General features: G+C 62.0%; 27 protein-coding genes and 4 pseudogenes. 4 read left to right on the top strand and 27 right to left on the bottom strand.

The window, feature by feature from the left end:
* Nucleotide 1: 1 nt before the first annotated feature.
* A complete protein-coding gene (locus tag EGM87_RS21790; RefSeq protein WP_171407219.1) occupies nucleotides 2-463 on the bottom strand; it encodes a hypothetical protein in 462 nt (153 codons plus the stop codon).
* Nucleotides 464-685: 222 nt separating this feature from the next.
* On the opposite strand from EGM87_RS21790, the gene EGM87_RS21795 reads away from it, so the two are divergent.
* Complete coding sequence (locus EGM87_RS21795) at nucleotides 686-907, top strand: hypothetical protein (RefSeq protein WP_137708837.1); 222 nt, start codon at nucleotides 686-688, stop codon at nucleotides 905-907.
* On the opposite strand, the gene EGM87_RS21800 is transcribed toward EGM87_RS21795, so the two are convergent.
* The 6 genes from EGM87_RS21800 to EGM87_RS21825 all read right to left on the bottom strand — a co-directional run bounded on the left by EGM87_RS21800 (nucleotide 895) and on the right by EGM87_RS21825 (nucleotide 3478).
* Nucleotides 895-1293 (bottom strand): DUF5983 family protein, encoded by a 399-nt coding sequence (locus EGM87_RS21800; protein ID WP_137708836.1) that lies wholly within the window; start codon nucleotides 1291-1293, stop codon nucleotides 895-897. The two genes, EGM87_RS21795 and EGM87_RS21800, sit on opposite strands and share 13 nt — an antisense overlap.
* 76 nt (nucleotides 1294-1369) lie before the next feature.
* Nucleotides 1370-1576: a hypothetical protein gene (locus EGM87_RS21805; RefSeq protein WP_137708835.1), complete on the bottom strand. Its 207-nt coding sequence runs from the start codon at nucleotides 1574-1576 to the stop codon at nucleotides 1370-1372.
* Nucleotides 1577-1661: 85 nt separating this feature from the next.
* On the bottom strand, nucleotides 1662-1862 hold the full coding sequence (locus EGM87_RS21810) for a hypothetical protein (RefSeq protein ID WP_137708834.1): 201 nt from the start codon (nucleotides 1860-1862) through the stop codon (nucleotides 1662-1664).
* A 78-nt stretch (nucleotides 1863-1940) separates the two neighbouring features.
* Entirely contained in the window at nucleotides 1941-2171 is a 231-nt protein-coding gene (locus EGM87_RS21815; RefSeq protein ID WP_171407220.1) for a hypothetical protein, read from the bottom strand.
* Nucleotides 2122-2313 (bottom strand): hypothetical protein, encoded by a 192-nt coding sequence (locus tag EGM87_RS21820; RefSeq protein ID WP_137708832.1) that lies wholly within the window; start codon nucleotides 2311-2313, stop codon nucleotides 2122-2124. The genes EGM87_RS21815 and EGM87_RS21820 overlap by 50 nt, the downstream gene beginning before the upstream one ends.
* A 13-nt stretch (nucleotides 2314-2326) precedes the next feature.
* Nucleotides 2327-3478: a DUF932 domain-containing protein gene (locus EGM87_RS21825; RefSeq protein WP_137708831.1), complete on the bottom strand. Its 1152-nt coding sequence runs from the start codon at nucleotides 3476-3478 to the stop codon at nucleotides 2327-2329.
* Between the two features lie 108 nt (nucleotides 3479-3586).
* On the opposite strand from EGM87_RS21825, the pseudogene EGM87_RS21830 reads away from it, so the two are divergent.
* A pseudogene (locus EGM87_RS21830) lies at nucleotides 3587-4377 on the top strand (IS5 family transposase).
* Here EGM87_RS21830 and EGM87_RS21835 read toward each other — a convergent pair.
* A pseudogene (locus EGM87_RS21835) lies at nucleotides 4339-4590 on the bottom strand (IS3 family transposase); the annotation flags it as partial. The pseudogenes EGM87_RS21830 and EGM87_RS21835 sit on opposite strands and share 39 nt — an antisense overlap.
* A 55-nt stretch (nucleotides 4591-4645) precedes the next feature.
* On the opposite strand from EGM87_RS21835, the gene EGM87_RS21840 reads away from it, so the two are divergent.
* Nucleotides 4646-5869 (top strand): IS256 family transposase, encoded by a 1224-nt coding sequence (locus EGM87_RS21840; protein ID WP_137708830.1) that lies wholly within the window; start codon nucleotides 4646-4648, stop codon nucleotides 5867-5869.
* A 39-nt stretch (nucleotides 5870-5908) separates the two neighbouring features.
* Here EGM87_RS21840 and EGM87_RS21845 read toward each other — a convergent pair.
* The 18 genes and pseudogenes from EGM87_RS21845 to EGM87_RS21930 all read right to left on the bottom strand — a co-directional run.
* Nucleotides 5909-6789, bottom strand: a pseudogene (locus EGM87_RS21845) (IS3 family transposase); the annotation flags it as partial.
* A 496-nt stretch (nucleotides 6790-7285) separates the two neighbouring features.
* Complete coding sequence (locus tag EGM87_RS21850) at nucleotides 7286-7654, bottom strand: type II toxin-antitoxin system RelE/ParE family toxin (protein WP_137708829.1); 369 nt, start codon at nucleotides 7652-7654, stop codon at nucleotides 7286-7288.
* Nucleotides 7655-7945: a type II toxin-antitoxin system ParD family antitoxin gene (locus EGM87_RS21855; protein ID WP_137708828.1), complete on the bottom strand. Its 291-nt coding sequence runs from the start codon at nucleotides 7943-7945 to the stop codon at nucleotides 7655-7657.
* Nucleotides 7946-8236: 291 nt separating this feature from the next.
* On the bottom strand, nucleotides 8237-10825 hold the full coding sequence (locus EGM87_RS21860) for a helicase-like domain-containing protein (RefSeq protein ID WP_253719175.1): 2589 nt from the start codon (nucleotides 10823-10825) through the stop codon (nucleotides 8237-8239).
* A 90-nt stretch (nucleotides 10826-10915) separates the two neighbouring features.
* A pseudogene (locus EGM87_RS21865) lies at nucleotides 10916-13669 on the bottom strand (DUF8437 domain-containing protein); the annotation flags it as partial.
* Nucleotides 13614-14090 (bottom strand): hypothetical protein, encoded by a 477-nt coding sequence (locus EGM87_RS21870; protein WP_137708827.1) that lies wholly within the window; start codon nucleotides 14088-14090, stop codon nucleotides 13614-13616. The gene EGM87_RS21870 and the pseudogene EGM87_RS21865, both read right to left, overlap by 56 nt.
* Nucleotides 14091-14269: 179 nt before the next feature.
* On the bottom strand, nucleotides 14270-14545 hold the full coding sequence (locus tag EGM87_RS21875; RefSeq protein WP_137708826.1) for a hypothetical protein: 276 nt from the start codon (nucleotides 14543-14545) through the stop codon (nucleotides 14270-14272).
* Between the two features lie 214 nt (nucleotides 14546-14759).
* Nucleotides 14760-15959 carry an IS256 family transposase gene (locus EGM87_RS21880; protein WP_137708825.1) on the bottom strand — a complete coding sequence of 400 codons (1200 nt, stop codon included), beginning with the start codon at nucleotides 15957-15959 and terminating at the stop codon, nucleotides 14760-14762.
* 329 nt (nucleotides 15960-16288) lie between these two features.
* The gene (locus EGM87_RS21885; protein WP_137708824.1) at nucleotides 16289-17059 is read right to left on the bottom strand and encodes a PRTRC system ThiF family protein; all 771 of its coding nucleotides are present in this window, start codon (nucleotides 17057-17059) and stop codon (nucleotides 16289-16291) included.
* 40 nt (nucleotides 17060-17099) lie between these two features.
* Nucleotides 17100-18226 (bottom strand): IS3 family transposase gene (locus EGM87_RS21890; protein ID WP_202981374.1). Its coding sequence is split into 2 segments (ribosomal slippage): nucleotides 17100-17995 and nucleotides 17995-18226, totalling 1128 coding nucleotides; the frame shifts between segments, so codons are not numbered across the junction.
* A gap of 54 nt (nucleotides 18227-18280) precedes the next feature.
* Nucleotides 18281-18940 (bottom strand): PRTRC system protein A, encoded by a 660-nt coding sequence (locus EGM87_RS21895; protein ID WP_137708823.1) that lies wholly within the window; start codon nucleotides 18938-18940, stop codon nucleotides 18281-18283.
* The gene (locus EGM87_RS21900; RefSeq protein ID WP_137708822.1) at nucleotides 18937-19770 is read right to left on the bottom strand and encodes a PRTRC system protein B; all 834 of its coding nucleotides are present in this window, start codon (nucleotides 19768-19770) and stop codon (nucleotides 18937-18939) included. The genes EGM87_RS21895 and EGM87_RS21900 overlap by 4 nt, the downstream gene beginning before the upstream one ends.
* Nucleotides 19757-20725: a hypothetical protein gene (locus EGM87_RS21905; RefSeq protein ID WP_253719179.1), complete on the bottom strand. Its 969-nt coding sequence runs from the start codon at nucleotides 20723-20725 to the stop codon at nucleotides 19757-19759. Before EGM87_RS21905 ends, EGM87_RS21900 begins: the two co-directional genes overlap by 14 nt.
* On the bottom strand, nucleotides 20718-20942 hold the full coding sequence (locus EGM87_RS21910; protein ID WP_253719180.1) for a hypothetical protein: 225 nt from the start codon (nucleotides 20940-20942) through the stop codon (nucleotides 20718-20720). The genes EGM87_RS21905 and EGM87_RS21910 overlap by 8 nt, the downstream gene beginning before the upstream one ends.
* Nucleotides 20943-20944: 2 nt before the next feature.
* Complete coding sequence (locus EGM87_RS21915) at nucleotides 20945-21151, bottom strand: PRTRC system protein C (protein WP_137708820.1); 207 nt, start codon at nucleotides 21149-21151, stop codon at nucleotides 20945-20947.
* Between the two features lie 46 nt (nucleotides 21152-21197).
* Nucleotides 21198-21629, bottom strand: coding sequence for a PRTRC system protein E (locus EGM87_RS21920; RefSeq protein ID WP_137708819.1), 432 nt, complete (start codon nucleotides 21627-21629; stop codon nucleotides 21198-21200).
* A 37-nt stretch (nucleotides 21630-21666) separates the two neighbouring features.
* Entirely contained in the window at nucleotides 21667-23307 is a 1641-nt protein-coding gene (locus EGM87_RS21925) for a PRTRC system ParB family protein (protein ID WP_137708818.1), read from the bottom strand.
* A gap of 91 nt (nucleotides 23308-23398) precedes the next feature.
* Nucleotides 23399-24310: a DUF7146 domain-containing protein gene (locus EGM87_RS21930; protein WP_503345431.1), complete on the bottom strand. Its 912-nt coding sequence runs from the start codon at nucleotides 24308-24310 to the stop codon at nucleotides 23399-23401.
* On the opposite strand from EGM87_RS21930, the gene EGM87_RS21935 reads away from it, so the two are divergent.
* Entirely contained in the window at nucleotides 24245-24385 is a 141-nt protein-coding gene (locus tag EGM87_RS21935) for a hypothetical protein (protein WP_253719183.1), read from the top strand. The genes EGM87_RS21930 and EGM87_RS21935 overlap by 66 nt on opposite strands.
* Here the strand turns inward: EGM87_RS21935 and EGM87_RS21940 are convergent.
* Nucleotides 24336-24860, bottom strand: a complete 525-nt coding sequence (locus EGM87_RS21940) for a sigma factor-like helix-turn-helix DNA-binding protein (RefSeq protein WP_137708817.1) — start codon at nucleotides 24858-24860, stop codon at nucleotides 24336-24338. The genes EGM87_RS21935 and EGM87_RS21940 overlap by 50 nt on opposite strands.
* Nucleotides 24861-25050 lie beyond the last annotated feature (190 nt).

The following is a 25050-nucleotide window of genomic DNA, read 5'->3' on the forward strand; positions in this document are numbered from 1 at the left end:
CTCAGGCCGCATTTTGGGCGCAGCCCTGGTAATGTCCGAGATCGCATGCCATCAGCACGTCGAGAGCCGGCTCGAGCCGATCGAACGCAGTTGCGAGGTCGATAATCGGAACGCAATGGCAGGCATCGCCTGTCTCATGATCGCCGCGATAATGGATCGGCAGGATATCGGCGGTCATTTCGGGAAAGACAGCTCGAACGACCAGCGTCTCGACCCGCCGGGCCACCAGGCCAATGCGGCGGGCCAGATAGGACCGCTCAGGTTCCCGCATGGCGAAATAGCAATCGGGCGCGATCAGCGGTGCAAGGCGTACACATTGAGGCCGGCCCGCAATATGAGGGCCAAGGACCGAGGGAAGGATAGCCTGTCGGTCAGTTGCAAGTGCCGTCCATGGCACCAGCGCGCGATATTCGAATAGGAGCGCCGCGCCCGGAAGCCGGACGCGGGTAACGATAATGTCCATAGTTGAACCTCCAACGAAAGGGGGGACTACGCCACGAATGACTGACGAGGACGGATCGATCAGATGATCGCTGACCGCTGGCAGAAGTCGCCGTTGCCGTCTTGCTCATCAGATACTATTCTCAGCGCATGCCGGACTCGGCGCCGATGGCAATTGCGCCCGCCCCGGCCATGCTCCAGGATTTCAATCACCCTCTGGATCGACACAGATCGGGGAGGATTTATGCGTGAACTTGACGAAGAGGAACGTGAGATACTCCGTATATTGGACAGCGGAATCTCCACACGGGATCTGATCACGATTGTTCGTGATCTTGGCGATGTGCTGCGGCAGCAAGGCTATGTGATCCAGGCGAATGTGGCTGAGCTTGCCGCCGACCGCTTGATCTATCTTAACGCTCGCCTGAAGGCGCTATCGGCAGGACCAGCCGATTACCCGTCGTGAACGGGCAGTTCCGCGAGCACCGGACCGTCGCAGTCGAAATGCAGCAGGCCGATTCCGCGGCTGCGTGCCAGGCGGATCGCTTCCAGAAGATCGTTGGGAAGCGAAAATTCGCGCGCGGGGTCGGCCTGCGGTGTTGCCACGAACCAGCCACGCGCGTTTCGAGCAACGATGATCGGCGCCTCATGCGCATGGCCATTGGTCCAACTGTCGAGCAGGGCCGCTGTCGCGATAGAGAGATGGGTGGTGGCAAGGACGCAGTAACGCCCGATTTCCGACCCTGGCAGCGCTGGGAGTTCGCCGTTCGGACTTCGCAGCTCTGGATGGGTTCCGGTTGAGGATGGAGAAGCTGACAATAAGGATGCCAGCCCACGTGAGGAACGGGACATGGGAAATGCTCCGGATTTGAGGAGTCCGACGCAGACGCAGAAGGGGGACCGATCGCGAGCGATCGGTTCCCGCTTCTCAGACCTGCCTGGAAACAACGCGACGACGCAAATCAGGGATCAGCGGATTGTCATAGACGCTCTCGCCCGAGCGTTCGAGCGCATGCTGTTCGGCGCGATACCAGTTCGGCGCGTCGATCGTGTAGAGTTCCATCCCATATTGCTCGTCGCCGCTCAGGAACTGGACTTCGACAAGGAAGGTCTGGATTTGAGGGGAAGCGCTCATGGCGGGTTCCTTTCGCAAGAGGCATTGCGGTCCCGGCGGGCGCCGGAGCCGAAGGGGATCGAAAAAGCGGATTTACGTCGGGCGCTCAGCGCGCCTTTTTCAGGAGCTTGCGCCCCTTGGCCTCGACGTCGAGGCGTTTGTCCTTATGGGATTTCTTCCGCGCATGGGCGGTGATGCCCTGGACGAAATCGAAAAGACTGGCGGGCGCTTGAGCAAGCGATGCCATAGGAGTTTCTCCGTAGAAGGTGGATTGCAAGATCGGCCGGTTCGTGCCCATCAGCACCATTCAGCCGATCCCCCACTTCCCCCTCCCTCCAATCGCGATGGGATGGCGGCGTGGCCCCTGATGGGGGCCGGCGGCCGGTCAAGCCGCTTGCGACAGCGGCTTGCCATCGATGCCTTCGCGATCGGTCACGGGGGCCTCGCCATCGTTGCCCGGTTCGAATTCACCCTTGGTACTCGCCAGTTCCTCCTCAAGCGCGGCGAGTAACTGGAGCTTGTCTTCCAGCAATGCGGCGTCAGGGAATGTCTGGCCCAGCCGTGCCTCAAAGGCGGGAAGGTACCGTTCGTTGGCTTCTGACATGGGCTGGCCCATGGACCTCATAATCCTCCTTCCGGCCGGACCAGTCGTCATCCTCCAGTGCGGCCTCGCAAGCCTGTTCGGCAGTGTCAGCCTGATAGGTGCGCCGGCGATAGGCCGGCAGCCGGAAGGTGGTTTCGATCGTGAATTCGGGCATGGTCGATCCCCTCTCAGTGGATCTGCTCAAGCAGCCCGCGGGCTTTGCTTTCGAGGTCGAGGCGCGCATCCTGGTGCGGCCGGGCGCGTGCCAGCGCGGTGATGCCGTTCACGAAGTCGAAGACGCTCTCGGGGGGCTTTCCTTCTTCGGCCAGCACGGCCTCGATCACCTTGGAGGTGTCGGACTTGGAGAAGCCGCGCCTGCGCAGGAAATCCACGCGATCCTCATCCTTGCGCGCGACGATCCGTTCGCGTGCGGTCCTGATCCCGTCGATGAAGGTTCGAGGTGAAGCGTCGGCATAATGCGCGAGCGCCGGTTCAGCCTGATGGGCGAAACGTCCGGCCGCGAATTTCGAGTGCCGGATCTTGATCTCCTCGAAATTCTCGACGCCCCACAATATCCTGTTGGCGCACACCGCGCGCAAGTAGAAGGTCGCGATGCCGAGGGTTTTGGCGCCGACCTCGCTGTTCCACGCATAGAAACCGCGAAAGAACAGATCCGGTTCGCCATTCGGCAGTTTACCCGCCTCGATCGGGTGCGTATCATCGACCAAGAACACGAACACATCGCGGTCGGATGCATAGAAGGTCGTCGTCTCCTTGGTGACATCGACATGGGGATTATAGTTCATCGTTCGCCAGTCCAGCACGCCCGGCACTTTCCAGCGCGTGTCGCCGGTGCCGTTGCCCGCAAAGCGCATGATCGCTTCGATGAGACGGTGGTCCCAGACCCGCCCATAGGATTCACTGGTCACGGAGCGCAATTCCGTGCGTCCCATATTTGTCTGGAGGAGCTTTACATGCTCGTTCCTGTGATTTTGCAGACCATATTGAAGATTGATGCCGGCAAGCGGCGCGGGCAGCTCGCGCATATAGGAGGCGGGCGCGCCCACCAGACTGCATAGCTGGCCGAATGACCAGTTGGTGGGCGCAACCGGCATGTCGTTGTCGGGGAGGATCAGCGCGAGACGCTCGGGCTCGTCACGACGGGCTTCAACCTTGATGGCGCGGCTCTCGATGATGCGGGTATGCGACTGTTCGGCTCGGGTCCGGACGCTGTCGTAAAGATCGCCAAGGGAGAGAAAGCGCTCGTCGTCCGGCCTGGAGAACCATTCGGAGGAAACGCGGGTGTTTGGACTTGTAACGGTTTTGTGCCGGTCACCTATCTCATTATGCCACCTTGGCTTCGAACGCGAGCGGGCTGATGCCGCCTAGGTTTCGTGGACAAAGGTTGACAGCAGGATCGGGCGTTGATTCAAGGCTGCCTTTTGGAGGTGGCGTTGGGCGAGCGTATTGGGCTGACGGAGGACGAGTGGGGGATCATCGGCACACTACTGCCATCTGAGCGTGGTCGTGGCTGTCGTCCAGCACAGGACAACCGGCTGTATTTCGAAGGCATGATGTGGATCGCCCGCACAGGTTCGCAATGGCGCCACTTGCCGGATGAATATGGCAAGTGGAACAGCGTTTTCCGCCGCTACCGGCGCTGGGTTACGACCGGGGTGTTCGAGGCGATGCTCGAGACACTGGGCGAAATGGTGGCTCGTGATGCCACTGCGGACATGATCGACAGCACCGTGGTCCGAGCACATCATTGTGCCGTCGTCATAAAAAAGGGACTCAGGAAACCGAGGCGCTTGGCCGATCGCGAGGCGGATTCAGCACAAAGCTCCACGCCCGCTGCGATGCCAAAGGCCGACCGCTCGGCTTTGTCCTGACGCCGGGCCAGAGCCACGATATCCAAGGCTTTGGCCCGCTGTTCCGTTTGATTGCTAATAAGATCGAGGCATTGTTGGCGGACAAGGGCTACGATGCAGATGCCATCCGCGAGGAATTGGCCAATGCTGACGTTGAGGCTGTCATTCCCGCCAAAAGCAATCGGCGCGATCCAATCCCACACGATTGCGAAAAATACCGTTGGCGCAATCTTGTCGAACGCCTCTTCAACAAACTCAAGAACTGGCGGCGTATCGCAACTCGATACGACAAAACCAAAGAGTCCTACCTCGGCTTCGTCAATCTCGTCTCAGCCCTGCAATGGATACCCTTTGTCCACGAAACCTAGATATGAATGGCGGCGACGGGTGTTGTAGAAGCCATTGATGTACTGAAAGATGGCGGCTTCTGCCTGACGCCGCGTCGGCCAGCTCTGCCGCCAGATGAGTTCCGCCTTCAGGGATTTGAAGAAGGTCTCGACGGACGCATTGTCGTAGCAATTTCCCTTGCCGCTCATTGATGGACGCAGGCCATAGGCCTGCAGCTTTTTCTGATAGTCGGGGACTGTCAGGAATTTCGTGTGCGGCGAGGCATAATGGGTAACAAGGAGACCCAGTATGTCACGACGGAAAGCCCCCTCGATACCGAACGACATTCTTGACCAGCTGCTGGCCGGCACTGACGCGGCATCGGCGTTCAGCCAGGGCGGCCTGCTCGATTCCCTGAAGAAAGCGTTTGCCGAACGGGCGCTCAATGCGGAGATGGATCACCATCTTGGCCAGGAGGAGCAAGGGACCAACAGCCGGAACGGCTATGGCCGCAAGACGGTGACGACCGACGGGGGACGGATCGAGATCGAGGTGCCGCGTGATCGGGCCGGCAGTTTCGATCCGCAGCTTATCGCCAAATATCAGCGCCGTTTCCCCGGTTTTGATGACAAGATCATCTCGATGTACGCGCGCGGCATGAGTACCCGCGAGATCACCGGGCATCTGCGCGAACTGTACGGCATCGAGGCCTCACCCGACCTGATCAGCACGATCACGGACGCTGTGCTGGAGGAGGTCACGGCCTGGCAACAACGCCCGCTGGACCCAGCCTATCCGCTGGTTTTCTTCGATGCGATCCGGGTCAAGATCCGCGACGAAGGCATGGTCCGCAACAAGGCGATCCATATTGCCCTGGGCGTCATGGCCGACGGCACCAAGGTGGTCCTTGGCTTGTGGCTGGAACAGAATGAAGGCGCCAAATTCTGGCTGCGCGTCATGAACGAACTGCGCAACCGCGGTGTCGAGGACATCATGCTGGCCGTCGTCGATGGCCTCAAGGGTTTTCCCGACGCCATCACCGCCGTCTTCCCCGAAGCGATGGTTCAAACATGCATCGTCCATCTGCTGCGCAACTCGATGGATTTCGTGGCGTGGAAAGACCGTAAGGCGCTCGGAACGGCCCTGAAGGCCATCTATCGTGCTGTCGATGCCGCGGCCGCCGAGGAAGCGCTGACGGCCTTCGAAGCGAGCTTCTGGGGGCAGCGCTATCCTGCCATCGGCCAGAGCTGGCGTCGGGCATGGCCCGAGGTCATCCCATTTTTCGCCTTCCCCGACGAAGTCAGGCGGATCGTCTACACCACCAATGCCATCGAGGCCTTGAACTCCAAGCTTCGCCGCGCTGTTCGTGCGCGGGGCCATTTCCCCAATGATGAGGCGGCTACCAAGCTGCTCTATCTGATCTTGAACCGATCGGAAAAAGAGTGGAAAATGCCGCCGCGCGAGTGGAACATGGCGAAGGCGCAATTTGCCGTTCTCTTCGGCGAACGCTTCATCAGGGCCATGACGGCCTGATGGTCAACCGCCTCGCCGCACACGAAATTCCTGACAGTCCCGATAGTCGTAGGAGCAATATTGGCTACCGCGATCCGAATGGAAAAGGCAGCCCTCGGGAGGCTGGCGCAGGCGCACCGCCATATCCAGCGCCCTGATCGCCAGGTCTTTCTTCATCCTGTCGCTGACTGCCCAGCCTACGACGCGACGGCTATGCAGATCGAGAATGACGGCAAGGTAGAGCCAGCCTTCGGACGTCCAGATATAGGTGATGTCGCCGGCCCATTTACGGTTGGGCGCATCTGCGGCAAAATCGCCGTCCAGCCAGTTCGCTGCGACACCCAGGCGATGGTGGCTGTCAGTCGTAACCTTGTGCTTGCGCGTGCGGACTGGCTTGATCCCGTTGATCTTCATCAGCCGCCCGACCCGGCGCTCGCCAACATCGAGCCCTACCTCCTTCAACTCCATCGTCATGCGAGGACGGCCGTAGCTGCCAAGGCTCAGCCTGTACTGTTCCCGGATATGGGCCAGCACTTTCATATCTGTCCGCTCCCGCCTGCTGATCGGGCGCGAGCGCCAGGAACGATAGCCGCGTTCACTGACATCCATGACACGGCAGAGCAGTTCAACGGGCCACCGGTGCCGCCAGCTATGCACAAATGCGAACTTCACGGCCTTTGGCTCGCGAAGAACTGCGTGGCCTTTTTTAGCACTTCCCTCTCCTCCCGCAGCACACGGTTCTCAAGGCGAAGGCGTTCATTCTCACGCGCCAGATCTGCCTGCGGCGCTGAAACCAGATCACTGGGCCGATACTGCGATACCCACTTGCCCAGCGTCGACTTCCCTATCCCCAAATCCGATGCAACCCGATCGCGCGGCAACCCGCTGGTCAGCGCGATCCGTACCGCCTCTTGCTTGAACTCTTCTGTATGCTTGATCATCTCGTCGGTCTCCTGTTGCGAGCTCTAATCGCTCAGGTGACCGGCGCAAAACCGTTACAAGTCCAGACGGATGTACCGCGCGAGACGTCTACGTGATAGGCGCCGGACGGGGCGTGGGAAATTTGCGCGGGCGCTTGAGCAAGTGATGCCATGGGAGTTTCTCCGGAGAAGGTGGGTTACAAGATCGGCCAGCCCGTGCCCGAAAGCACCATCCAGCCGTCCCCCCTCTTCCCCCTCCCTCCAATCGCGATGGGATGAAGGAAAGCTGCTGCGCCGGCGAAATCGGCACGGACCTCACGGTCGGAGAGGCGATATCGCCGCCGCTTTGCGATTATGTTGTCGAGGACAAGGCGGACGTCATTGTCGTCAGGCTTGGGATCGAGAGGCTCCAGGTGCCAGCACCAAAAGCAAGGAGGGAACGGGGATCAGATTCCGTCCTTGGCGCGCGATAGCGACCTCGCTGACCCGGGACTGCCGCGATTCACTATGGCGCCGGTCAGTTCCAGTCCTCTTCGCGCAAGCGATAGCGCTCCAGCTCCATTGCGTCGTAAAGGACGCGACCAATCTCCAGGATGTCGGGATTGGTAGCTCGAAAGAGGATGAAATGGCGCGGACGACGGACGGCCCCGACGTCGGTCCGTGCCCGCTCACGACTAAGGCGCAGATGCCAGGTGCGCGCATCTTTCCCCAATTCGGGACGGTCAACCGCACCAGGCCGATCAGGCTCGACCGCGATATCCCGGATGGCGGTTGCGAGCAGCACCTCATAGCGCTCGCGCGCTGCGTCGCCGAAGCGGGCCTGCGTCCATTCCAATATGTCGATGATGTCGGCTTGCGCCGAGGCAGACAGCCGATAGCCCACCATTTATTGCGCCACGCGCGCCCGCTTCTTCGCTCGCCGACCCAAGCCGGCAATGAATTCGCCGAGTTGATGCTCTTCAACATCGACAAAGCGGCCTGCATCGAGATCATCCCACCCGGTTTGCGACGCCTTTTGCAAGGCATCGAGCCTTGCGGCGTCTTCGGCCGCGTTTCGTTCGACCAGGCGGAGCCCCTCACGCAGGACTTCGCTCGCATTCTGGTAGCGTCCAGAGCGAACCAGCGAATCCACGAGTTCAGCCTGATGGTCGGTCAGCACCACATTGCGAGTCGGCATTTACGGTATCTCCTCCGGCGGTGAGGTCATAGCATCTTATGGCAGATTATGCCAATGGGTGAGGTCTGTGCTCGCCGTTGCTATCGGTCCGATTGCCCAATTCCACCGTACCGAGGTTCCAGTCAGTCGGGCTATGAGGCGGAATAGCCCTGGAGCGTGGACGGTTCGGAGCCGACCGGACTATGGATTTCCGCAGGTGTTCAGCAAGATCCGGCAATCGAAGGCAGGCCGCACAGTAGAGATATCCTGTTGGTACCGTTGGCCTACTGCCTGGTAGGCGCCGGGAGCCGGTCAAGCCGCTTCCGACAACGGCCTGCCATCGATACCTTCGCGATCGGTCACGGGGGCCTCGCCGTCGTTGCCCGGTTCGAACTCGCCCTTGCTATTCGCCAGTTCCTCCTCAAGCGAGGCGAGTAACTGGAGCTTATCTTCCAGCAATGCGGCGTCGGGGAATGTCTGGCCCAGACGTGCTTCAAAGGCGGGAAGGCGCCGTTCGTTAGCTTCGAGGTTGGTCCGCACGATGGCAAGATCGGTGTCGAGATTGCGAAGGGAGGACTCGATCCGGCCAACGACCGTGCTCGACCGCGTCTTGTCGGTGACCTCAAAGCCGCGTTGCTCCCCATGGTGCAGCATGGCGATAGTGGTGCAGATCAGGCTGTCCTCTTCGTCGTCAATGGCGTCATAGCCCGTGATTTCCAGGTCGATGCCATTGAAGGTGCCGAGCATCTCGCGCGCCGCCACGCCATGCGTCCGCATCTGGTACGCTCGCAGGAGGATTTTTTCACCGACAGCCTTGCGGTCGGTGATGATCGTGCCGCCGGTATCGAATATGACCTCTTCGCCGTTCGTCGGGATACGCCGGGCAATGTCGGATTCGAGCCTCGCGATCTGCCTGTGGCAGTCCTCGATGCTATCCGTGGTCCGCCTGATGGTCCGGCGGATGTTGAACTGGTCGTCGACATGCGCATCACGCAGGCGCAGCAGCCTCGCAACCTCGGCGTCGAGACCGGCCTTCTTCATCAGGCGTTCGTCTCCGGATGCGAGAGCCTTTGCGAGAGCGAACTGGTTCACATTGGAACCGACGTCCTCGATCCGCCGGATAGAGCGGTCGCCCGACATGGCCATGTTGATGAAGCGTGCCTTGCGCTCAAGCATTTGCCAGTTGGTGGCATCCATCGAGCCGCTGGTGGCATATCCGTAAAGCTCGATTTCGTCATTCTGGTTCCCCTGCCGCTCGATCCGGCCCTCACGCTGCTCGATGTCGGAGGGAATCCAGGGGACATCAAGATGGTGTAGAGCCTTCAAACGCTGCTGCGCGTTGACGCCGGTGCCCATGGTCGCCGTGGACCCCAGAACGAAGCGCTTGCGCCCCTGGTTGAGGTCGTTGAACAGACGCTGCTTCGCGCTGTTCTTCTTATAGTGCTGCATGAATGCGATCTGGTCGGCGGGGACGCCCATCTCGACCAGGCGATCGCGGATCCAGACATAAGCGGAAAAACCCCGCGTTTCGAGCGCGGCCTCGGTGCCCAGATCGGAGAAGATCATCTGAACGGCGCCGGGCAGCGGATAGGGTTTCCCGGTTTCCGGATCGGTGTAGCGATGGTCGCTCGTCTCGTCCCAGATGCGATAGGCGTTCTCGATCAGGAGATTAAGCTTGTTGCCCTCTTCGTTTCCAACACCCGTATCGACGAAACGCAGGTCGATCGCGGAATGCCTGCCATCGGTGATGACAGACAGGAGGATATCATCGCCCTTTTGCGGTCGGCCAGTGCGGTTTTCGATCGCCTTGATGCGCCCGGCGAGCACCCGCTGATAGGCTTTGAAGGGTGCGCCGGACTTTGCGACAATGATCTGCCGCTTGCCGCCCTTGATGGTGGGCAGATGAACATATTGCCGCAGATCGTCCTTCAGCACCACGTCCGCGACGGAGCGGTACATCGCCATCAGGTCGGCGACGTTCACGAATTCGCAGAAGCGCGTGACCGGCTTGTAGCTGCCGCTTGGCTGGAGTTCGAGTTCGGTACGCGTATCGCCGAAATTCGCCGCCCAGGCGTCGAACTCGTGCAGGCCCTTGGCGTGGAGTTCGTCGGGCTGCATATACCGCTGCAACGTGTACATTTCGCCCAGCGTGTTGGTGATGGGCGTACCCGACGAAAGGATCAGTTCGCGGCCGGGATTGACGTCAGCGAGATATCGGCTCTTCACATAGAGGTCCCAGGCCCGCTGCGACCCTTCCGGGTCGACGCCCTTTAGCTCGCCGAGATTGGTCGCGAAGGTCAGCTTGCGGAACTGCTGGGCTTCGTCGACGAGAATCTGGTCGATACCGATCTCGCCGATATGCACGAGGTCGTCCTTGCGAGCCTGGAGACTTTCGAGCCTCCGCTTGAGCCCTTCCTTCAGCCGTTCCACCCGCTTGCGGGAAACACGATCGTCGCTGTCGATGCCCGTGATCAGCACCTCATAGCTGGCAAGCTGATCTTCGATGAGCTGTTTTTCGAACGCCTGCGGCGTTGGAATGAACTTGAAGGCATCATGCGTGATGATGATCGCGTCCCAGTTACCGGTCGTCGCGCGCGCCAGGAACCGTTGGCGCTTTTCCTTCACGAAGTTCGTATCGTCGGCGACAAGAATCCGTGCCGTGGGATAGAGCATCAGGAATTCGCGCGCGATCTGTGCCAGGCAATGGTTGGGCACAGCGACCATTGGCTTGGTGGCAAGGCCGAGCCGGCGCTGCTCCATCACGGCGGCGCACAGGCTGAAGGTCTTGCCCGCACCGACACTATGGGCGACATAGGTCGAGCCGGCAGCGATGATCCGCCAGACGACGCGCTTCTGGTGATCGCGCATCCTGATCGCGGTGGACGCGCCGGGCAGCTTCAAATGCTGGCCGTTGAAGCTTCGGGGTACGAGGTTGTTATAGGCATCATTGTAGATGCGGACGAGCCGATCGGCGCGCTCGCTTTCCTGCCAGACCCAGGTCTCGAAGGTCGACTTGATGCCTGCGAGCTTCTCTTTCGCCGCTTCGGTGTCCGTGGTGTTGAGTTCGCGGCGCTCCGAACCATTCTCATCCCGATAGGTGTCGTAGATCTTGGGAACATGGGAGTTGAGCGCGTCTTCGAGCAGGTCCGCGGCGCCGCGGCGCGCAGTGCCTCAGGTCGAGGAGGAGCTGACATGACCGATGAACGGGATCTTGTCGACCGTCCAGCTCGCAAGCTCCACGGTGTGATGTATGCGGGTCTCGACCTCCATGATTTCCAAGATGAACGCTTCAATGACATCCACCGGAATCCATGGGGCACCAAGACGCGCCGTGATCTCGCTGGGTTTGAGATCGGCCGGCTGGACGGCCTCGAGCGCGGACGTGACGCCAACGAACCGCGGATCGGTTTCGGCTTTCTCGCGCGCGAGGCTGAGCTTGGTTCGCACAGGGCCAGAAAGGACCTCATCGGCCGTGACCCAATTGTCGAAATGCGGCGTGCTGCGGACCGGATCGAGATAGACGTCATCGGCAAGGTCGGCGAGCGCCTCGGCCTCGGTAGCCCCGAGCAGGCCGGCGATCAGCGGGACATCGACGCGGCCGCGGTCGTGAAGCGATAGCGCAAGGGCATCCTGGGCCGAGTGGATTTCGTGGGCAACCGGCGGCTTGACGACGCGTTCGGTGAAGATCGCGCCCGGCGTGCCGGCGTCGTTCGCCTCGTCATAATTTTCGATCGAAGCGACCAACCAGACGTCGGGATCATCAAGGAAGGGCTGGAGGTTGGGGCGCCGCTGATATTCCTTCTCGGCGCCGGTGTCCGTATCCTTGCGGATGCTCGTGACGGCGTGGTTGATCGGCCCATGCTTCCGGGTGAACTTCCTGTAGTGGGTGAGGAGTTTCTCCTGAAGGTCGGCATAGGGCCGGTCGTTAAGCTGGGCGCGCAGGATGGCGCGGACCGTGTCACGAATGGGTATGAGGCCCATGATGATGTTGGCATGCTTGGGAAACAGGCCGATACCGCCGCGTCCGGTCTTCACGCCGACGCGGGTCGGAATGCCATCCACGATCTGGTACAGCGTGCCGCCTGAGTTGAGGTAGCTGCCTTCCTTGAAGTCAGCCTCGTCTGCTGCCGTGCCGATTTCAATGTCGAGGGTGACATCGAGCGTGTCGCGCAGCGAGGTGGTGCGAGGCGTGGCTGTATAGGCGCCTGCATGCCGTAATGCGACCGCCGACAAGGTGGTTGTGAGCGCGGTCGCGACATCGACGTCAGGTGCGGCGGTGCAAACATAGTCCATGCCGAACTGACCGTTTCGCCATTCGTGCGCACCCAGGACGTGATCAGGATTGTCGAGGAAATAGCGGTTGATCCGGAGCGGTCCGAACCCCTCATCGCTGTCGGGGAGATCGGCCAGCCCGATCCAGTCTCTCCCGGCCCGGGCAGCGCCGGCCGCGCGTTTCTGGAAGAGCAGGATATCAACGACGACATCGGTGCCGACCTCTTGCCGCATCGCCTTGGCTGGAAGACGGACAGCTCCGAGGAAATCCGCGATGCCGTCAATATGGAGACGCGCCTTGGGATCGCTCTTGTCCAGCGAGTATCGCGACGTCACGAAAAGCGCGATGCCGCCCGGCCGAAGATGCTCGAGCGATTTCGCGATGAAGAAGTCGTGAAGTGACAGGCCGAGCCTGCCGAGAGGGGTCTTGTTCTGGATGGTGAGGTTGGAGAAAGGCGGGTTACCGATCGCGAGGTCGAAATCGCCCGGCAGTGACGCCTTGTCGAAGTCGATGCAGCGGATGATCTGGCCCGGATAAAGTGCGCTCGCGACGCGGGCGGTGACAGGATCGTTCTCGATGCCGACGAAGACGGTGTCTGGCGAGAGATGGTCTGGGCGAAGTCCCATGAAGAGGCCGCTACCGCACCCCGGCTCAAGTATCTGTCCCCCGGTAAAGCCGAGAATATGGGCGGCTTCCCACATGGCGCGGACGATATATTCGGGCGTGTAATGGGCATATTGCGTCGCGCGCTTGAGCGACTGGAGTTCATGATCGGTCGTTGCAGCGACCAGGCTTGCCCCGAGATCCTCCCAGCCGGGGCGGAATTCATCCGATCGGCGGGCAAAGATGTTGTTCGCAAGCTCGGAAGCGCCAAAGCCGACAAATCGTGCGATGATCGCCTGCTCAGCAGCTGTTGCCGGCCTTTGTTCGCGATCCAGAAGATTGAGTAGCTTGATGACCTCGACATTGTCATGTCCACGCTCTTTCCAGGATGGTGCGAGGTTCCGCCCCGCGGAGAGAGAAAAATCCACCATCGCCGCGGGCGACGGGCCGACATCGCGGCGTAGCGCCGCCAATCCTGGGGACATGGTTTCCCGAGTGACGCGAGCGGTAGGGTCGACGACAGAGGCGACGATCTGATCGAAGTCGAGGCTCAACTGGAGAGCCAGCGCGGATGCACTGTTTCGCATGGGGAGCTTCCTTTTCTGGGTGTTTTCGAAGGGCGCCGCGCGGCATCCGGGTTCATGGCGGACACCGGGCGGCGATGTGGTCGGATGGACAATGGATGGATTTGCGTGCCTGGATTCCGGCACAGGAGGCGAAGAGCGGGGTCTGCCCGCTATCGGCGGTCGTGATCCACCGGCAGGGTCACGATTCCGCGGTCCGTGGTCCTGGCCCCGCTTCGGTTTTGCAGGATCAGCGGCTGGCGAGAAGCACGTCCAGGGCGCGGGCAAACAGTTCGTCACCGGCATCGTTGATGACGACAGCGTCGGGATTGGTGGCGCGCACCGCGCGCGCGACGACCGTGAGGGGCCGCTTTCGAAGCGGATATTGCAGGATCTGGTCATTCTCGATCGTGACCAGATTGGTGCGCAGCAGCCGCTTCAACCGGCGGCCTTCGACGGCACGCAAAAGAAGATCGCTGACCTCGATTTCGAGATCATGCTCGAGGGCAATGTCGTCCAGGCGGCAGGGTGGCCGATTAGCCTTGAGCCAGGCGTTGACTTCAGATTCGGTCCGTCGGCCAACCTGATGATAGAAGTCCGCCCCGCCCGTTCCCTGGTTGCGGGCATGAAAGGCCAACTCGCCGTCTATCCAGATCTCGGCGGAATAAGCGGCGGTTTCCTGCGATAGCGCGGCACTGTAGGAGATGCGCCGGAGTTCGATTTCCATGGGGAAGCTCCTGTCTGCTCCATCAAACGGAGCCCCTTCCCCCACCCCCCTTTCCTCCACCCAGTCAGCGCGGAGGGTCCTGTTCGCCGTGGGGCCGGTATTCCGAATTCCAGGAGCAGCAATTTTCGAACTCGAGATCGTCCGCCCCGTCGACGAGAAAGCAGCTGCAGACCGCGCAATCAGGCCGGTAGCTCCGACCATCCGCCGGCGGCGCTGATCCAGACCATTCCCAGGGTGTCAGGACGCGCGGCAAACCCTTCGAGGCCCTCAGTGAAGGGATCACGAACGATCACGCTGCCGTGGTCATTGATGCGCTGTGGTGCCCGGCCGCCCAGGACGATCAAATCGCCGCGGCCGCCTGGCAAATGGATGAGGTCCCCTGCACTGACGACGGCAGCCAGTTCGCGACCGATCGTGTAGTGAAGCGTCCAGTGATTATGGGTGATGGGCGTCATACACGCTATCCTTTCGGGAATCCTGCCACCCTGGGAGTCGGAAACCGGGCTCGGTTCAAAAGCCGGGAGCCGGTTGTTGATGACGCAGGCAGCTTTTCGGCGAACGTGATGTCCGCACGTTACCCTACCCCCCCTCTCCTTCAGGATCGTGTCCCACTGCGTGGTGTAGGTTCTCCGGCGTAGCCATAGCGATCTCCGGCTAGAGCCGGGTTGATCACGCGGCCATGGGGGGCAGCGTGACGAGCGGATCATCGCCGATTTGGGCGACGCTTTCCAGTGTCATGTAGCGGGAGCGCTGGACCGCCCATTCGTCATTCTGTTCCAGCAGGATAGCGCCCACGAGGCGGGTGATGGCATCCTCGTTGGGGAAGATGCCGACCACCTCTGTGCGCCGCTTGATTTCGCCGTTGAGGCGCTCGAGCGGGTTGGTCGAGTGCAACTTCGTGCGATGCTGCGGCGGGAAGGACATGTAAGCCAGCACGTCCTGCTCGGCGTCGTCCATCAGTTTGGCCAGCTTGGGCACCGCCGGTCGAAGCTGATCAGCGACCTTGCGCCACTGGATCGTGGCGGCCTCGGCGGTTTCCTGGGCGTACGCAGTGGCGATCAGCGCGGAGACGACACGGTTCCGGCTCCGCCCGGCATGAGCGATGGCATTGCGGGCAAAATGCACGCGGCAGCGCTGCCAGGTGGCATTGAAGACGCGGGACACCGCCGCCTTGATACCCTCATGGGCGTCGGAGATGACGAGCTTCACGCCGCGCAGGCCCCGCCGCGCCAGATTGCGCAGGAAGTCGGTCCAGAAAGTCTCGGCTTCAGAAGCACCGATCGCCATGCCCAGCACCTCGCGGCGGCCATCGCTGTTGACGCCGACCGCGATGGTGACCGCCACCGAGACGATCCGCCCCGCCTGCCGGACCTTGAGGTAGGTGGCATCGACCCAGAGATAAGGCCAGTCGCCTTCGATGGGCCGATCGAGGAATGCCTTCACCCGCTGGTCGATCTCCTGGCAAAGGCGGCTGACCTGGCTCTTGGAGATGCCGCTCATGCCAAGCGCCTTGACCAGATCATCGACCGAGCGCGTCGAGATGCCCTGAATATACGCCTCCTGGATCACCGCCGTCAGCGCCTTCTCGGCCAGCCGGCGGGGTTCCAGAAAGCCGGGAAAATAGCTGCCGGTGCGCAGCTTGGGGATGCGCAGCTCGACGGTGCCCGCGCGCGTCTCCCAATCCCGATCGCGGTAGCCATTACGCTGCGCCTGCCGCTCCGCGCTCTTCTCGCCATAGGCGGCGCCGGTCAGCCCACCGACCTCCAGCTCCATCAGCCGTTGCGCGGCAAAGCCAATCATCTCGCGCAGAAAATCGCTGTCGGCACTCTTCCCCAGAAGTGCCTGAACGTCCATCATCTCCTTGGTCATCGGAATCTCCGTAGCTTTGAGTGTGGTAACCCAAATCTATCCGAGATCGCCGATGGCCACCCGCGAAACTGACCGGCCGCTACTGCGCTTAATCGATGAGCGCGCGTCCGGTCAGCTTCGCTAACCGTCGAGCTACACCATCACCGGGGACACGACCTCCTTCGGCCGCAGCGGAACAACTACTGCCGAAAGTGAAAGGTTATGACGGGTCGGAATATCCTGCTATGCGCAGGAGCCGTGTCATCGGAAGGGGCTCGTCGATCAGGCGCGCAGGTGAGCCAGTTTTCGAGCTTGAGAAAGCTTAACGCTCGGCGCGGTTGCCGCCATATTCAATGCGGCCCGCAGCTATTCCGCGGCAGCGAGATCGGAACGGCCTGGCCGGTGGCAAGGTTGATGAAGGCGCCAGCATAGCCGATGGAGCCGCGTCCGAGCAGGTCGAACAGCAGCGCGAGCGCGTGGCTCGCCATCACGCGGTTGATGAACAGCGACTGGCGCTCAAGCGCCTCGGCAACCGAACAGGATGGAGCGTCGTCATCGGCCACACTCTCGTCGGCCAGCTCCGGAAAGGCTTCGAGGACGGTCGGAAGGCGTCCGTGACGCTCATCGGCGGCTCGGGCCGGACAACCGATCAGATATTGCCCGTCGGTGGCACGATTGCCGAGGTCCATCCAGTATGCGACTGCGGCATGCGCGTTGGCCAGTTCGGCCCCAAGCGCTCGGCGGGCCGAAGCCGTGTCGACGCAACTAATGAGGATATCCGCGCCGTTAAGTCCGACCGCGCCGGGCGCGCGGCCGCGGACCGCCCTCCAGGCAAGGCCGTGGGCAAGGTTGATCCGTTCCGTCAGCGTGCGGGCCTTCGAATTTCCAAGGTCGCACCGATAGAATGGCTGGCGGCCGAGATTCGCCTCGGTGACGACATCGTCGTCGACCACGATGACGTCGAGCGATCGCGAGGAGATCGCGCGGAGCGCCGTGTCCAGCGAGGCAAGGCCCATCAGCATCTGCCCGCCATTGCCGCCGCAGCCTACAAGCATGATCCTGATCGGGCGGTTGTCGAAATCGGCGGGAAGATAGTGGCGCTCTTTTATGTCAGGCTGCATGGCTGGACTTGTAACGGTTTTGCGCCGGTCCCCTATCTCATTATGCCACCTTGGCCTCAAAGGCGAGTGGGCTGATCCCGCCCAGATATGAATGGCGCCGCCGTGAGTTGTAGAAGCCATTGATGTACTGAAAGATGGCGGCCTCTGCTTGCCGCCGGGTTGGCCAGCTCTGCCGCCAGATCATTTCCGCCTTCAGGGATTTGAAGAATGTCTCGACGGCGGAGTTGTCGTAACAATTGCCTTTGCCGCTCATGGATGGACGCAGGCCGTAGGCCTGCAGCTTCTTTTGGTAGTCATAGGAGCAATATTGGCTGCCGCGATCGGAATGAAAAATGCAGCCATGCGGCGGATTGCGCAGGCGCACCGCCATATCCAATGCCCGGATGGCCAGATCCTTCTTCATCCTATCGCTGACAGCCCAGCCAACGACACGGCGGCTGTGCAGGTCGAGGATGACGGCAAGGTAGAGCCAGCCTTCCGATGTCCAGACATAGGTGATGTCGCCAGCCCATTTGCAATTTGGCGCATCGGCGGCAAAGTCGCCATCCAACCAGTTCGCTGCGACACCCAGGCGATGGTGGCTGTCCGTCGTCACCTTGTGTTTGCGTGTGCGGACCGGCTTGATCCCGTTGATCCGCATGAGGCGGCCGACCCGACGCTCACCAACATCAAGGCCCGCCTCCTTGAGTTCCATCGTCATCCTCGGACGACCGTAGCTGCCAAGGCTCAGGCTATATTGTTCCCGAATATGGGCCAGCACCCTCATGTCTGTCCGCTCCCGATGACTTACTGGACGCGAGCGCCAGGAACGATAACCGCGCTCGCTCACCTGAAGGACACGGCACATCAGCTCCACCGGCCACCGATGCCGCCAGCTGTGCACAAAGGCGAACCTCACGGCCTTTGGCTCGCGAAGAACTGAGTCGCCTTTTTTAGGATTTCCCTCTCCTCCCGAAGCACGCGGTTCTCAAGGCGAAGCCGTTCATTCTCTCGTGCCAGATCTGCCTGCGGCGCTGCCACCAGGTCCGATGGACGATAATGCGAAACCCATTTGTTCAGCGTCGACTTGCCGACACCCAAATCTGACGCGACGCGTCCGCGCGACAACCCGCTGGTCAGCGCAATGCGCACAGCCTCCTGCTTGAACTCTTCACTATGCTTCATCATCTCGTCGGTCTCCTTGAACGAGCCTTAAACTCTCAAGTGACCGGCACAAAACCGTTACAAGTCCAGGCTGTCTCCCGAGAATGGACTGCGCGGCAGGGGCAGGAACATGCCGGCGGCGCACAGGCGCGATGCCATCATCGGACCGTCCGGCTGATCCAACCGGCCGAAGACGATCGATATCTTCGTCGAATGGGCATCGTCGGCATCGTCGGTGGCGCTGAAAAAGGCGGGTCCACGTCCATGGCTATGAATATCACAGACCATGTGCCAGTTGGGCGGGAGCGCCGGCGGACGGTAGACAAGGCGCGAGGGGGTGGCTTCGTCTATGATGGGAAAGTTCACCGTGAATTGCCTAGTCACCTCGTTCCAGAGAATGCATGCCGCAGCCTCGTTCGGAAGCTCGGCGCGGAAGAAGTCGAGGGTCTCCTCGAGATGTGCGTGGGGGATAAGACCACAGCGAAGGTCGGCCCGTTGCGTGCCGGCGCTGCCATAAGGGAGATAGGCGGCCAGCGGCGGCGTGACGGATACATCGAGCGCGAGCCATGGCCGGCGCAAGATGAGCATCACCCGGTCAGCCCCCACGGCAAGGCCTTGACCGGAGCGGGCTTCGCGCAGCGCATCGATGGCGGGCGATTGGCCGTGCGGTGGGACCGGATAGCAGGGCATGACGGCGAGCACCGCAGCCGCGGTCGGATCATCGGCGAGCATCGTCATACCCGTGCGCTTATGGCAATGAGGCTCCCCAGGGTTATCTTGGCGGCCGCCTTTCCCGCCCGTTGCTGATTCTGCGGCCGACCGGCTGAACCGAAGGGCTTGAGACGGCTGACCGGAAAGCGGGTCGCCCGGCGCGCGGCAAGGTCGTCCCATAGCCGTACAAGCCCGCCCTTTTCGGAAACGGTCAGCTCCTGTCCCGGATTGGGGTGCGTCGACCAGGAATCGAACACCGCGCTCTCATAGGCCGGGATTGATGCGGCGCTGAGTGCTTTCGGCCTCCGGATGTTCCCCCAGCAGAGGCTTCCGTTGACGAAGACGTTGAGTACTGGCGAGTACAAGACCTCGGTGGCGGCGGTGGGACGCTCGCTGGCCGGCAACGCATAGACGCCGAGGCCTGACCTGGTGGCGATGAATAGATGCGCGGGATAAGGGACCGGTAGCGTCGTTCGCGCGGACAGCGCGCGGAGGTTGGCGGGAGGAGCCGACAGCGCGAAATAGGCTGGACGCACCTGCGCCGGAATCCACCAGGCCAGCATGTCGGGATGGGCGACCAGGATATTGTCCGGCAGGATCTCGGGCACGACGGTGCGGCCGAGCACCTCGGTCCATTGTCGCAAATGCGCGCGCGATAAGGGGGTGCCCGCGGCGATCGTCGGCTGGCCTTCGTCATCATGCTCGACCGCGTGCATGCTGGCGAACGCCGGGCCATTCTCGCCCGAAGCGCCATAGGGCTTGAGGTTGCGGGGTGCTTGGTTCCTGTAGAGGAGGATGGCATTGGTCAGGACGAGACCGCCGCCGCTGGCTTCAAACTGGGTGCTATGGTCGGACATGGGAGCCTCGCGGATTGGCTGGGTCGAACTGGATGAGGTCCTGGACGGCTTTCAGGAACTGCGCGCCATGGCGCAGCGAGGCGAACCAGTCGTCAATGCGGCTTGCATCCGGCAACGGGCAGATACCGGCAATGTCCATGAAGCCCATTTCCATGCCCTGGCGCCCGACGTCATCAAGCTCGCGCGCGAACTGCTCGAAGGGAACGAGTGTCAACGGCGGTAATGTGGCGCATTCGTCGATGCCGGGGATATACTCGTAGGCGATCTCGAAATCGAAGTGCCAGGCGTTGCGTTCGGGCGTCAGGGCTCCAAGGGCCTTATACGCCTCGTGGAGGTCGGCGAGCTTACCGCGCAGAGCCGCCGGCAGCCGAGCAGATGGCGCCGCATTCGCCGCGATCATCCAGTCGGGCCGCCGCTCGTTCATCTCGGAGGGCAGCGTCAGTTCGTCGAGTTCCTCGGCATCCTCGCCATAATGGTAGATCAGGCTTTGGCGGGCAGCTTCGTCCTCGGTTTGGCCGTCCCAATAATATAGAGCGATCTCATCGAAGAGATCTTCGTAGCCGAAGACGGGAAGCGCTCGGCCAAGGGTGTGTTCGAGCGCCCTGTAGGCGGCGGCGCGCCAGGCGATGGGGGCATCGCTGGTCTCGATCCAGCCAAGATCAAGCTGCCCCATGCTTTCGCAGATGATGGCCATCGCGGGCGATCCGTCCGCCTCGCTGTGAAGGACGGCGACGCGCAGATCGACGAATTCGATGGGAGCCAGAATTTCCAGCACCGCAACGTCGAAGGTGCGTTCGATGTGCCGGCGAGCCGCCATGCGCGTATATGTTCCCGGCTCCTTTTCCCGTGAAGCGACCCAGTGGCCGATCAGTTTGTGATGCGACGCCAGCGGGGCATCGAAGACGGCGGGGATGTCAGCGGAGAGCGTGACGGCACGTCCCGCAAGGTCAGCCAAGGGGCGGAAGGCGCAGACCTGTGGGGAGCTGGAGCGGCTGGCAGGCTTCGCTTTTGCCGTCATGCGGCTCGAGCGCGATCCGTGCATGGAGGGCCTGGGCCTGGCTGGTGCAGGCAGGGTGGGTGAAGCTGGTCGTGTCGCCATCGTCGAACTCGATCCATTGGAGGAGGGTCATGCGCGGTGCGGCCGGGATGGTCGCGCTCTTCGGGCGCGGCACGGTCAGCCCTTGGTGCCGACAGCGCGGCGATATTCGGTGACGTGAGCGCCGCCCGATATGCCCGCATCGACCATCTCGGCATTGAGGATCGCCGGATAGAGGGTGGCGTGATAGGCGCGTAAGGCGTCCGGGTCGCCCGCGAGATGCGGGGGGACCGGAAGGTCGATGCCGTCATAACGATAGGCGCGAGTGAGATGATTGATCTGCATGGGGTGGCTTCCGGCTGATGGTCGTAGAGAAGGTCTGTGCGGCCTGTCAGAACAGGGTGGCGGGTTCCTCCGGCTTGGCGTTTGCCGGCGGGCTGTTCAGGTTTGGCGCCTTGACGGGGGCCGCGGACGCGGACGGCCTGGGCGTTGCTGCCGCAACTTTCGCCTTCGCCACTTCGGCAGCGGCGGTCCGTGCGGCTTCTGCGGCCAGGCGCTGGTCGGCGATCTGATCGGCGAGCGTCCTGCGTGTGGCAATCAGCTCGCCGAGTGCACCGTCCGGTCCTTTGGCGAGTTCGGCATCGATCTCGGCGGCGGGCGCGGTGAGCGATATCGGGCGGGTCTCCCCGGTATCGAGATTGTGCTTAGCGCCTTCCGCCTTGCGCGGAATGATGGTCAGGGTGACGGTGTCGTCAGGGCCGGCGACGAGATCGAGGCCGAGCGAATAACGCGCGAGCAGCGGGAGCAGGTTTGTGATCAGCATGGGCGTGATTCCTTGTCTGAGAGTCCAGGGGTGCGGATCAGGCGGCAATTTCCACGAGGGAAGCCTCGGCGTCCAAGGTGGCGCGAACCGGGGGCGGGCCATATTGGCCGTCCAGCGTCATGGCGCTTGGCAGTCGCCCTTCCCAATCGAACCCGATTGCGTTGAGCATGCTCGTGATGAGGTCGGCCTTCTTCGAGCCGAGACGCTTGGCGAACGTCTTCTGGCCCACATGCGCAATGAGGCCGCATTCCTGGGCGATGAATTTGAGCTCGTCCTTGGTGTAGCGCTCGAGAAACGCCTGATCGACCCGCCAGCTATCACGCAGGTCAACCTCGAAAACCCTTGCGAGATCGGCGACATGCCCGAAGGTGAGGACGTCCTTGGCGTATGCCGCACCGATGACGGAAAATATATTTGCTGTCTGACGGTCTGGAAGCGCGCGGATGGCCCCAATCTTCGCTTCATAGTCGAGGTCCGGGAAGGAGGCGCCGACCAACAGGCCGGCACGCGACGTCAAGGTATCGGTCTTGATCTGGGAGAGCGTTCCGGACATCGCAGCGACGAGGATCGCGGTCTGGGCGTGCGCGGCATTGCCTGCAAGCGCCCGGGCGAGCGCGGTTCGCCAGGTCGCTTCGCGCAGGTCACTGGTACGGCCGGCGATCGATTTGGCGGTGATGGTCGACTTGTGGGCGCTCGATGGGATGTTCGCGGGCTGGGCCGGGTTTGACGACGCGGGTAGGGACGCATCCGTCCTTTCGGAGGAGGGTGAGTCGTCCAGCAACCGGGCCTGAGGATCGGCCGATGAAATGGTCACGTCGATATCATCCTGCTCGCGATCGTCGGAATCTTCAGGATCGTCGACGACGGAGGGGACCGCAGCCCTTGCAGCCTTCTCGGCGCGCTCCTGCTCCTCGAAACGGATCACTTCAACGGCTTGGGTCTTCAACTCGAAGCAGCTCGCATTGGTGCAGTGCCCGTCATCGATGTGTGTCTCGAAGAGGCTTCGCTGCGCCGCGGAGTTGAACGGGCAGGTCGTGCACTCGGTCTTGTCGAAGCAGGCCGCGCCAAGATTCTGGGTGACGCGCATGAGCAGTTCGCGCGTCTTGCCGACATCGAGGCCGGACCCCAGGATCGTCTGGAGGGCCTTGTCCTGCTTGTCCCCGGGGACGGCGGCAAGCAGTTCGGCATGGCCGACCTTGATCCGGCGCTCATCGAGGGCGAGTTTGACGGCGTCGGACAGCTCGGCGAGCGCCAGGCGCCGGTCTAGTTTGCTCCGAGACCAACCGAGCCGCCGGGCGGCCTCGGCACGGTCGCCCTGGCATGCTGCGAGGTAGCGAACGGCGGCATCGGCCTGTTCGGTTTCCGAAGGGTCGTCGCGGTCGTCATTTTCAGCGATAGCGGCTTCCAGGGCTTCCAGGTCGGTCATCTCGCGAATGATGACAGGCACTTCGCCATCGGGGCCATAGGCATCAAGGCCCGCCCTGTAGCGGCGTTCGCCGGCGACGATGGCGTAGACCTCGCCCTTCGGACGAACCAGGATAGGCTGTATGATTCCACGTAAGCGGATCGAGGCCACAAGTTCGTCATGCTTTTTCCGGTCGAAATAGCGGCGCGGATTGTCCCCCTTCGTGATGCGGGAGAGCGGCAACGTGGCGCGGATCGGTTCTGCAATGGTCAAGGCTGATCTCCTCGTGAAAAATGGCATGCCGCCTTCAGAGCCGCGTGCCTTGTTGAGTCCGATGCCATTCCTCCCCCTTTCCTCTCCATGTTCACGGCGGCTTGCCGCCGGCGCTGGTTGCATGTGGTGAATTTTCCGATGCCCTGTGGGAGGTTGCACGCAGGACATCATTCCAGTCGTTCATGCCCATGGGCGGCCAGATCGTCTGGATGATCCGGTCCGGATAGTCATAGGCCGCGATGGCTTTGGCCACGGCCAGTTGCCCGGCCCGATCATTGTCAGGCAGGAGGATGAGCTGCGTCACCCCAGATGGCAGAGCGATATTGTGAAGGCGTTCGCTGCCGAGCGTCGCCCAGACGGGAATGCCGAGGAGGGACATGGCGGAGAGCGCGGTTTCGAGACCCTCCGCCAGGCCAAGAATGTCCGTCGCCGCGGCCAGCATGACTGCCCCGTGTCGAGGCCTCCCCAGCATCAGCCGCGAGTCGGCGAGATCATCGGCAATTTTTGGCGCGTTACGCGCAAAAAATGTCCGATGGACCGCCACAATTTGGCGGCGCTCGCGCACGGCAGCGATCATGGCGGGACGAAAGATCACATTTCTTCCGCTTCCCAATGGCGCGCGGGGATGGAAGCGGAGGGAGGACGGGACCTGTTCGATGCCGCGACTGGCGAGATATGCTTCGACCATGGTGCCGGCGGCAGGGACCGTGCTGCCCCACAGTTTTTGCGCGCGATCGCGGTTCCCGCTTTCGGGCCAGGTGCTGCGCGGCCGCTCGAACGATAGGTCGAGTATTCCCGTGTCGATCCGGCGAATGGCACGCAGGACATCGATCGTTTCGCAACCGGCAAAGCATTTGACGAGCAGCGCCCGCTCGCCCAGGCGGATCGACAGGCTGGGCCTGTTGTCAGCATGCGCGGGGCAGCGGCACATGCCCCCATGCGCCGTCCAGCGACCTCCCAGTCGCTCGACGAGGCGACGAGCCTCAGCCTCGATCTTGAGCATGTCGCGCATGATGGGGCCGCCCATCTCAATCTGGGCTCGCATCGCGGGCTGGCCTATGACGCGCGACCAGCCTGATGGCCCTGCGAATATGTCTGCGCACGGTCCGGCGAGATATCTGGAATCGATCAGAAATCTCGTGGACGGGCATGCCATGATGCACCCGAAGAGCGAGTATCGCCGCAGTCAGCGGAGGCATGGCGTCAACCGCCGACTTCAGCGCGGGGTCAATAGGCCGTCCTAAACCGGTTTCATCCTGCACCCCCCGGTACATTGGGTCGCTCGTGGCAGGCGGAAGGTCTTCGGAATCGTGGGCGCAGACGCGGCCAGGGGCATCCGTCGGTACGGACCTCGCCCGGCTTTGATCATGCCAATTTGGACCCTCGGCGGCCGCAAGATAGACCCTGATCGCCCGTGCCACCGCAACGTCGCCACCTGAGTCGCGATACCAGGGTCGGACGGAGAGCAGGCCACGCAATGCCTGAAAAGCCAGCCGCCATGTCATGGGAATCTCCGAGTTGAAGGAACGAGTGCGACCCAATGGCCGCATCATTCCCCTCCCCCTCTCCTCCCCATGGCTGGGCGGTATTCAGATTCTAAAAGGCATGTCGGCCATCGGACTTGTGTGGCCCACACCATGGCGGAAGAATTTGACAGGCCCGCTCTCCGCCCATTGTCCGTTGCTTTTGTGTTTCAATTTCATGACACTCCAGCCATGCAAGACCGACCGCGCATGGATGCCC

This window comes from Sphingobium sp. RSMS (assembly GCF_005406185.4).
Taxonomy (GTDB): Bacteria; Pseudomonadota; Alphaproteobacteria; order Sphingomonadales; family Sphingomonadaceae; genus Sphingobium; species Sphingobium fuliginis.

What these genes read in the sequence shown, in the direction of transcription:
- EGM87_RS21790 (WP_171407219.1), bottom strand. Translation starts at nt 463, where the DNA reads ATGGACATTATCGTTACCCGCGTCCGGCTTCCGGGCGCGGCGCTCCTA.
- EGM87_RS21795 (WP_137708837.1), top strand. Translation starts at nt 686, where the DNA reads ATGCGTGAACTTGACGAAGAGGAACGTGAGATACTCCGTATATTGGAC.
- EGM87_RS21800 (WP_137708836.1), bottom strand. Translation starts at nt 1,293, where the DNA reads ATGTCCCGTTCCTCACGTGGGCTGGCATCCTTATTGTCAGCTTCTCCA.
- EGM87_RS21805 (WP_137708835.1), bottom strand. Translation starts at nt 1,576, where the DNA reads ATGAGCGCTTCCCCTCAAATCCAGACCTTCCTTGTCGAAGTCCAGTTC.
- EGM87_RS21810 (WP_137708834.1), bottom strand. Translation starts at nt 1,862, where the DNA reads ATGGTGCTGATGGGCACGAACCGGCCGATCTTGCAATCCACCTTCTAC.
- EGM87_RS21815 (WP_171407220.1), bottom strand. Translation starts at nt 2,171, where the DNA reads ATGGGCCAGCCCATGTCAGAAGCCAACGAACGGTACCTTCCCGCCTTT.
- EGM87_RS21820 (WP_137708832.1), bottom strand. Translation starts at nt 2,313, where the DNA reads ATGCCCGAATTCACGATCGAAACCACCTTCCGGCTGCCGGCCTATCGC.
- EGM87_RS21840 (WP_137708830.1), top strand. Translation starts at nt 4,646, where the DNA reads ATGTCACGACGGAAAGCCCCCTCGATACCGAACGACATTCTTGACCAG.
- EGM87_RS21850 (WP_137708829.1), bottom strand. Translation starts at nt 7,654, where the DNA reads ATGGTGGGCTATCGGCTGTCTGCCTCGGCGCAAGCCGACATCATCGAC.
- EGM87_RS21855 (WP_137708828.1), bottom strand. Translation starts at nt 7,945, where the DNA reads ATGCCGACTCGCAATGTGGTGCTGACCGACCATCAGGCTGAACTCGTG.
- EGM87_RS21870 (WP_137708827.1), bottom strand. Translation starts at nt 14,090, where the DNA reads ATGGAAATCGAACTCCGGCGCATCTCCTACAGTGCCGCGCTATCGCAG.
- EGM87_RS21875 (WP_137708826.1), bottom strand. Translation starts at nt 14,545, where the DNA reads ATGACGCCCATCACCCATAATCACTGGACGCTTCACTACACGATCGGT.
- EGM87_RS21880 (WP_137708825.1), bottom strand. Translation starts at nt 15,959, where the DNA reads ATGACCAAGGAGATGATGGACGTTCAGGCACTTCTGGGGAAGAGTGCC.
- EGM87_RS21885 (WP_137708824.1), bottom strand. Translation starts at nt 17,059, where the DNA reads ATGCAGCCTGACATAAAAGAGCGCCACTATCTTCCCGCCGATTTCGAC.
- EGM87_RS21895 (WP_137708823.1), bottom strand. Translation starts at nt 18,940, where the DNA reads ATGACGATGCTCGCCGATGATCCGACCGCGGCTGCGGTGCTCGCCGTC.
- EGM87_RS21900 (WP_137708822.1), bottom strand. Translation starts at nt 19,770, where the DNA reads ATGTCCGACCATAGCACCCAGTTTGAAGCCAGCGGCGGCGGTCTCGTC.
- EGM87_RS21915 (WP_137708820.1), bottom strand. Translation starts at nt 21,151, where the DNA reads ATGCAGATCAATCATCTCACTCGCGCCTATCGTTATGACGGCATCGAC.
- EGM87_RS21920 (WP_137708819.1), bottom strand. Translation starts at nt 21,629, where the DNA reads ATGCTGATCACAAACCTGCTCCCGCTGCTCGCGCGTTATTCGCTCGGC.
- EGM87_RS21935 (WP_253719183.1), top strand. Translation starts at nt 24,245, where the DNA reads ATGCGCCGTCCAGCGACCTCCCAGTCGCTCGACGAGGCGACGAGCCTC.
- EGM87_RS21930 (WP_503345431.1), bottom strand. Translation starts at nt 24,310, where the DNA reads ATGCTCAAGATCGAGGCTGAGGCTCGTCGCCTCGTCGAGCGACTGGGA.
- EGM87_RS21940 (WP_137708817.1), bottom strand. Translation starts at nt 24,860, where the DNA reads ATGATGCGGCCATTGGGTCGCACTCGTTCCTTCAACTCGGAGATTCCC.